Below are 6,463 nucleotides of genomic sequence, written 5' to 3' on the forward strand. Positions count from 1 at the left end.
GCGTGCAGGCTGAGCTTGCGGGCCGCGCACGAGCCGTCCCGGCAGCGCGCCGGTGGCCACGCCCTCGCGGTAGATCACCGCGCCCGAAGCGATGGTAGCGGTGTAGCCGTGCGCCCGCTGCAACAGGCGCTTGCCGCCGGCCGGGAGGTCAAACGCCATCTCTGGCGCCGCGACGGCGAGCCGGTCGAAGTCGATCACGTTGAGGTCGGCCTTCATGCCCAGGGCGATCACGCCGCGATCGAACAGGCCCACCGCGCGCGCGGTGTCCGATGTCTGGCGCTTGACCAGCCACGGGATTTCAAACCGGCCGTGCGCGCGGTCGCGGCCCCAGTGCGACAGCAGGTAAGTCGGGAAGCTGGCGTCCGAGATCAGCCCGACGTGCGCCCCGCCATCGCCCAACCCCATGACCGTGTGCTTGCTCGCCATCATCTCGCCGCAGGCGTCCAGGTTGCAATGGGCGTAGTTCGCGAAAGGCGCGAACAGGAACGTTCGGCCCTCATCCTCGAGCATGTAGTCATAGGCGACCGCTTCTGGCGGGCGCCCCTCGCGCGCGGCGATGCTAGTGATCGATTGCGCGGTTGCCGGCTCGTAATTCGGTTGTGAACCCAGCGCGAACATCCGGTCGAACGCCATCAGGCGGCGCGCCGGGCCGCTCGATTTCGCCTCCGCCGCCTCGGCCAGCATGCGCGCCCGAAACGAGGGGTCGCGCATGGCGGCCAGCCGCTCGGCGTGGGGCCGGTCGGCGATTTCGCGATATGCCCCCAGCGAGGAGAACGGGTTGAGGCTGGCCTGCAAGCCATAAAGCACGCCGATCGGGCGCGGCGCGACTTGCCCGCAAATCGGCAATCCTTCGTCCGCCGCCGCTTCGACCAACCCCAGCAACGCGCGCCAACCTTCGGGCTTGCCGTGGGCCTGCGCGAGCGACAGCGACAGCGGGCGGCCCGATGCCTCGATCAGCCGCCGGATCATCGCGAACTCGCTGGCCAGGTCGGGGGTATCAAAATCGGAGATCATCTCGATCACACCCGATCCGGCGTCCTTGATCCCCATCGCGATGCCCATCAATTCGGCTTCGCTGGCGCGGAGCGATGGCGTGGGATCACCCGTCACGGTGCGATGGTTGATCGTGCGCGAGGTGGAAAACCCGATCGCGCCCGCGCGCATGGCGGCCTCGGTCAAGCTGCGCATCTCGGCAATATCTGCGGGGGTCGCGGGTTCGAGCGCGGCGCCGCGTTCGCCCATGACAAACACCCGTAGTGCTCCATGGGGCAGTTGCGCGCAGACATCGATATCGAACGATCGCGCGGCAAGCGTGTCGAGATACTCTGGAAACGACTGCCAGTCCCAGCGCAGCCCTTCGTGAAGCGCGGCGCCGGGGATGTTCTCGACGCCCTCCATCAGTTCGATCAGGCGATCGTGATCCTTCAGCCGCACGGGTGCAAACCCCACCCCGCAATTGCCCATCACTGCGGTGGTCACGCCGTGCCAGCTCGATGGGGCAAGGCGCTGGTCCCAGGTTGCCTGGCCGTCGTAATGGGTATGGATATCGACGAAGCCGGGGGTGACCAGTTGCCCACGAGCATCGATCTCCTCGTCCCCCGAACCGCTGACCGAACCGACGGCAGCGATCCGGCCGTCCTTGATGGCCACATCGGCCTCGCGCAGCGCGGCGCCGGTGCCATCGGCCAGCGTGCCGCCGCGAATGACGAGGTCATAGTCTCGAGTCATGACGCGCTCTCTCCCAGATTTGTCCAAGCATTGTTGGCGCAGTCGCGCCGGAACTCAATCACTGGTTCGCACCAGGGCCGGAACAATGTAGCCCGGCTGGCCGGTCGCGCTGCTGAAGCTGTAGACTTCGGGATGCAGGCCATACGTCCGGAAATAGACCATGAAGTCCACGCACTTGGGCGTCGCCAGCCAGTTGTGGTCTTTGGCCGCATCGCCGGTCGGCTCGCTTTGGACAGCAATGTCGAGCGACCCGTCGGCGTTGAAATGGAGCGGGTTGGTCTTGTCGTGATTGCCCACCGGGTTGCGGCCCTTGGGTGCAAAAATGTCGTAAGTGCCGGCGGTATAGACCGTGAACGACCAGAAGCCATCGACCGATGGCGTCTTGCCCGCTTCGAAATGGATGGTGTAGCGATGGTTGCCGTTCAACTGCGCGCCGGCGGCGTCGCGCAAGTTGATCGACTGCATGTTGTCTTCCATCATGTTGCCCGAAAAGCCGAACTGGGCGGCGGCGGCGCGCTTGAGGTAATGTTCCTGATAGCGCCCGACGACCAGCGCATAAGGCCAGCCGTTGACGCGCGGCCCGATATTGCCGAGCGCGCGGCGCAGCATCGGCGGGCCGAGCACCAGCGCCTTCGTCAACGCATCCTGTTTGTCGGCGGGCATTGCGGCGAAATCGAAAGGCTGGCCCTCGACGATGCCGAAGCTTTTGAGATTGGCGACGGCCTCGCCGTCCTCCTGTGTCGGAGGATTGATCGCCAGCACCGCCGCCATCCGGCCATAGAACGCCTGCGCGTCCATCGCCATGATCTGCCTGGGAACCGTGGTCAGCATTTGCGGCGTGATCGTGGGATCGACGGTGCCGGCTGGTGGAACGTACGCCTGGCCCCGGCGCCATTTCGAGAGTGGCGTCAGCGCCATGCCGTCCTGAAAGTGGTGTGCCGAGGAAAGGCTGGCGGGATCGAAATCCTGCCGGATGCGGCACAGGATCATCGCGTGGTCGCTGTCCATCTGGATGCGGCGGACGCCTTGAGGAAGCGTGCCGTGCCAGTCCTTGCCGGTCACCGCATAGTCGACCTCGATCGGTCCGGGGTTGGTGCGATTGCCGACCGAAATGTTGTCGGCCCACTGGTTGTGGATCGGGCAGACGTAGTAATGGCCCGGCCATGCCGGCAGGTGCCAGATGATCGGCTCCTTGCTCACATCGAGATAGGCCACCGTGTAGAGCGTATCGGAATTGGGCGCGACACCCATCGTATTCTCGGCGGTCTGCTGGCGGCGGCCGTGGAAGAACTGATCGCGCGGCGCCCACATCTGGTTGGGGTTTTCGCTGGGCTTTGCGACGTTCGTGTAGGTTTGCATCGACACGTCGAAATAGACCGGCGTGTAGCCATAGACATAAGCTTGCAGCGCCTTTTCCACGAGCGGCGAGACCGGGCTGGCGGCCTCGATCGTATCATCGCCGAAATGAAGGACCTGCGCATCCTGTGCGCGCGCGTCCTGGGCCGCTGCGAGCTGCCAAGCGGCTGCCATGGCAAGCAATCCGGTTGCCAAACGCTTCATTGCTCGCCCCCTCCCATGAGCCATTATGGCCCCGTCGAGGGTAATGCCGCTCTTGCCCGCTTCAGACTTGACCGATCACGACAATATGTTGATGATTTGCGCCATGCCGCACCTGGCTCAGAACACCAGCCTCGAACCGCTGTTCCGGTTTGCCGCCACGCTGGGGATTGGGGCGGACGACATCTGCGACGCCATCGGGCTGGACCTTCGAGCGGCGACAGTCAGGGGGCTCATTCCGGCGACAGCAATGATCGATGCTGTCGAATGGGTCGCAACCACAAGCCAAACACCCAATTTCGGGCTGCTCATGGCCGAACGCGTCGAGCCTCGCATCATCGGCCTGCCGGCGTTGATCGCCGAACAAAGCCGATCGATTGCCGATTACTATGACGTGATCGCGGCTCACCTCGGGCAACACAGCACCGGCTATACGTTCATGCTCGACCAGGATGGGCCTGGCGGTGTCGGTCGATTGCGCGTCCTCTCTCGCGGCCTTTACGAACCGCGGCATTTCGTGGAAGCCGTCCTGGCCATCCAGTTGCGGGTTTTTCCGCAGTTCCTCGGCCCGGCGTGGCGACCGACGAAGGTGTTGCTGGCGCACGCCCAACTTGGCCGGGCCGGAGACTATGCGCGTGCCTTCGGGGCACAGGTCGTGTTCGAGGCCGGCTACAACGCGATCGTCTTCAGCGCCGACGACCTGCGCTGGAGAGCAGCACGCCAAGGCAACGGAGTGCGGCACCATCTCGAGCATGTCGCTGCAGCCACCCAGCGTGACCTTTCTAGCCGTGTTGTAACGGCTATCCGAACGCTTCTGCCGACGCGCGAGGCCACGATCGAAGCAGTTGCGGCGGCAATGTCGATCAATCCCCGGACACTGCAACGGCGGCTTCAACGATCCGGTACCAGTTTTTCGCAGCTCCTGGCGGAGACCAGAATCGAGCTGGCGCGCGACCTTCTGGGCCGCGAAGGCATCAGCGCGACCGAAACAGCGTCGCGTCTCGGTTTTGCCGAGCCGAGCGTGCTCAGTCGCTTCTTGCGCAAGCGGATCGGCATTTCACCCCGACGATTCAGGCAAAATTGGCGATAAGCCGCTCCTGCCAAATTATGCATGACCGCTTCCTTCACCTTGAAGGTGTCCTTTCATGCCCAAGTCCTCCCTGCCCCCTATGCGCGATCTCGTGGCTTGCTGGATCGCCACCAACGCGTTCGTGCCGTACGCCAACGCAGCCAGTTGCCATCCGGAGAGCCAAGGTCCGGATCACCATGCGCCGGTCTATGGAATTTGGCTTTACCAACCCGCTGCTGCTCAACGAGCACGACAAGCTCCTGGCCAGCGTGCTGGACCTCGTCGCCGGGAAACGCCTGGACATGCCGGAGGCGCCGACAATCCAGCTCAAGGACATGATCGAAGCGCAGATGCGCGTCGCGATGCCTATCGTCGTCTACGGCCGTCGGCGAGTCGGGATTGGATGCAGGATCGTTCGCGGCGGCGATTATTGGACTGACCGACTTAAAGAAAGTTGACTGTCCAAACTCGATTGTGGAAGTTCGCGCAGCAAAAAGCTTGCTGGAGACTATCATGTCAAATCCGATTGACGGGCCGCACCTCGACCGCCGCAGCTTGCTCGGCGTCGGCGGAGCAACGCTGCTGGCCGCGGCCAGTCCGGTCCCGGTGCGTGCCGCATCGTCTCCGACGCGCAAGTCGTTTCCGCACGGCTTCCGCTGGGGGGCTTCGACCGCCGGTTATCAGATCGAGGGGAACCAGACCAACGCCGACTTGTGGCTGATGGAGCAGGTCCAGCCCAGCGCCTATGCCGAACGATCGGGCGACGCCTGCGACAGTTATCACCGGTACGAGCAAGACATCGCGCTGCTCAAGGCTATCGGGCTTAATTCGTATCGCTTCTCGGTCGAGTGGTCGCGGATCGAACCTGTGCGCGGGGAGTTCTCCCACGCCGAACTCGACCATTATCGTCGGATGATCGCCGCGCTTCGCAAGGCCGGGATCGATCCTGTGGTGACACTTTTCCACGTCGCCGCGCCGCGCTGGTTTGCCGAAGCCGGAGGCTGGCTGAACCCGGAGTCCCCCGATCTGTTCGCGCGTTATTGCGATAAGGTCGCGCGCGAACTGGGTGACGGCATGGCGTTCGCCTGCACCATCAACGAACCGCAAGTGGGGCTTACGTTCCGCGCCTTCTCGCCGGGCTACTTCAAGGCCAAGGATGAAATCCAGGCCCGCGCGCACGCCGAAGCGGCACGCCGCAGCGGGACCACGCAGTACGTGACGATGGACCACCCCGACATCGTCGGCATGACCCCGCAGTTGCTCTCCGCACACCACAAGGGCTTTGCCGCAATCAAGGCAGCGCGTCCGAACCTGCCGACAGGGGTTACGCTCAACCTGGTCGACTTCGAACCGGGCAATGCCGAAAGTTCGCACCTGGCGATGCGCGAGAAGGCCTATGGCGCGTGGATGGACGCGGCCAAGCAGTCGGGCGATTTTGTCGGCGTGCAAACCTACCGGCAAATTCCGATCCCCGGCGCGGGCGCGAAAATGCCGCCACTGCCGGAAATGCCATTCACCGATCCCAAGGCCATGGGTGAAATGATCAAACAACCATCAGCGCTGCGCAACATGGTCGAATACGCGCACCAGCGCACCGGCAAGCCGGTGTTCGTGACCGAGAACGGGCTTGAGACCGACGACGATCGCCGCCGCGCATGGTACATCCCGCAAGTGCTGGCCGGTCTGCATCAGGCTATCGAAAGCGGTCTGCCGGTGATCGGTTACATGCATTGGTCGTTGATCGACAATTTCGAATGGCTGCAAGGCTACAAGCCGCATTTCGGGCTGGCCAGCGTGGATCGGACGACGTTCGAGCGAAAACTCAAGCCGAGCGCGGCGGTCTACGGACGCATCGCACGAAGCGGGCGCATTTGAACTGAACGAGCCAGAGGTTTGCTGCCGCAATAATGCATCGGGGAGTTGCCGATGTCACGCACTGCCATCCATGCAGTCATGGCGATTGGCGCCCTTATACCAACCTGCACTGATCATGACCCACGCGCCCATTTGCGGCGGCCGATGGTCATGATGTGCCAAGGCTGATCGATGAGCTTGTTCCAGGCTTCGCAGCAGTGGTCGATGATGTTGTCGTAGGATGTGAAGACGCGG

General features: G+C 63.6%; 5 protein-coding genes and 1 pseudogene. 3 read left to right on the forward strand and 3 right to left on the reverse strand.

Going from position 1 to position 6,463, the window contains the following annotated elements; all coding sequences use genetic code 11:
- Together Q0R16_RS19450 and Q0R16_RS19455 are read right to left on the reverse strand one after the other, a co-directional pair.
- Positions 1–1,728, reverse strand: a 1,728-nt coding sequence (locus tag Q0R16_RS19450) for an amidohydrolase family protein (protein ID WP_295640314.1), incomplete at its 3' end; no start/stop codon positions are given.
- A gap of 54 nt (positions 1,729–1,782) precedes the next feature.
- On the reverse strand, positions 1,783–3,258 hold the full coding sequence (locus Q0R16_RS19455; protein ID WP_295640317.1) for a DUF1254 domain-containing protein: 1,476 nt from the start codon (positions 3,256–3,258) through the stop codon (positions 1,783–1,785).
- Positions 3,259–3,355: 97 nt separating this feature from the next.
- On the opposite strand from Q0R16_RS19455, the gene Q0R16_RS19460 reads away from it, so the two are divergent.
- The 3 genes from Q0R16_RS19460 (at position 3,356) to Q0R16_RS19470 (ending at position 6,229) form a co-directional block, all read left to right on the forward strand.
- Positions 3,356–4,375, forward strand: coding sequence for an AraC family transcriptional regulator (locus tag Q0R16_RS19460; protein WP_295640320.1), 1,020 nt, complete (start codon positions 3,356–3,358; stop codon positions 4,373–4,375).
- Between the two features lie 176 nt (positions 4,376–4,551).
- Positions 4,552–4,812 carry a hypothetical protein gene (locus Q0R16_RS19465; RefSeq protein ID WP_295640323.1) on the forward strand — a complete coding sequence of 87 codons (261 nt, stop codon included), beginning with the start codon at positions 4,552–4,554 and terminating at the stop codon, positions 4,810–4,812.
- 55 nt (positions 4,813–4,867) lie between these two features.
- Positions 4,868–6,229, forward strand: coding sequence for a family 1 glycosylhydrolase (locus Q0R16_RS19470; RefSeq protein ID WP_295640326.1), 1,362 nt, complete (start codon positions 4,868–4,870; stop codon positions 6,227–6,229).
- A 113-nt stretch (positions 6,230–6,342) separates the two neighbouring features.
- Here the strand turns inward: Q0R16_RS19470 and Q0R16_RS19475 are convergent.
- Positions 6,343–6,463, reverse strand: a pseudogene (locus tag Q0R16_RS19475) (IS630 family transposase); the annotation flags it as partial.

It is taken from the genome of Novosphingobium sp. (genome assembly GCF_025351285.1).
Taxonomy (GTDB): domain Bacteria; phylum Pseudomonadota; class Alphaproteobacteria; order Sphingomonadales; family Sphingomonadaceae; genus Novosphingobium.

Coding starts and splice junctions, on each gene's coding strand:
- Q0R16_RS19455 (WP_295640317.1), bottom strand. CDS start 3,258: ATGGCAGCCGCTTGGCAGCTCGCAGCGGCCCAGGACGCGCGCGCACAG.
- Q0R16_RS19465 (WP_295640323.1), top strand. CDS start 4,552: ATGCGCCGGTCTATGGAATTTGGCTTTACCAACCCGCTGCTGCTCAAC.
- Q0R16_RS19470 (WP_295640326.1), top strand. CDS start 4,868: ATGTCAAATCCGATTGACGGGCCGCACCTCGACCGCCGCAGCTTGCTC.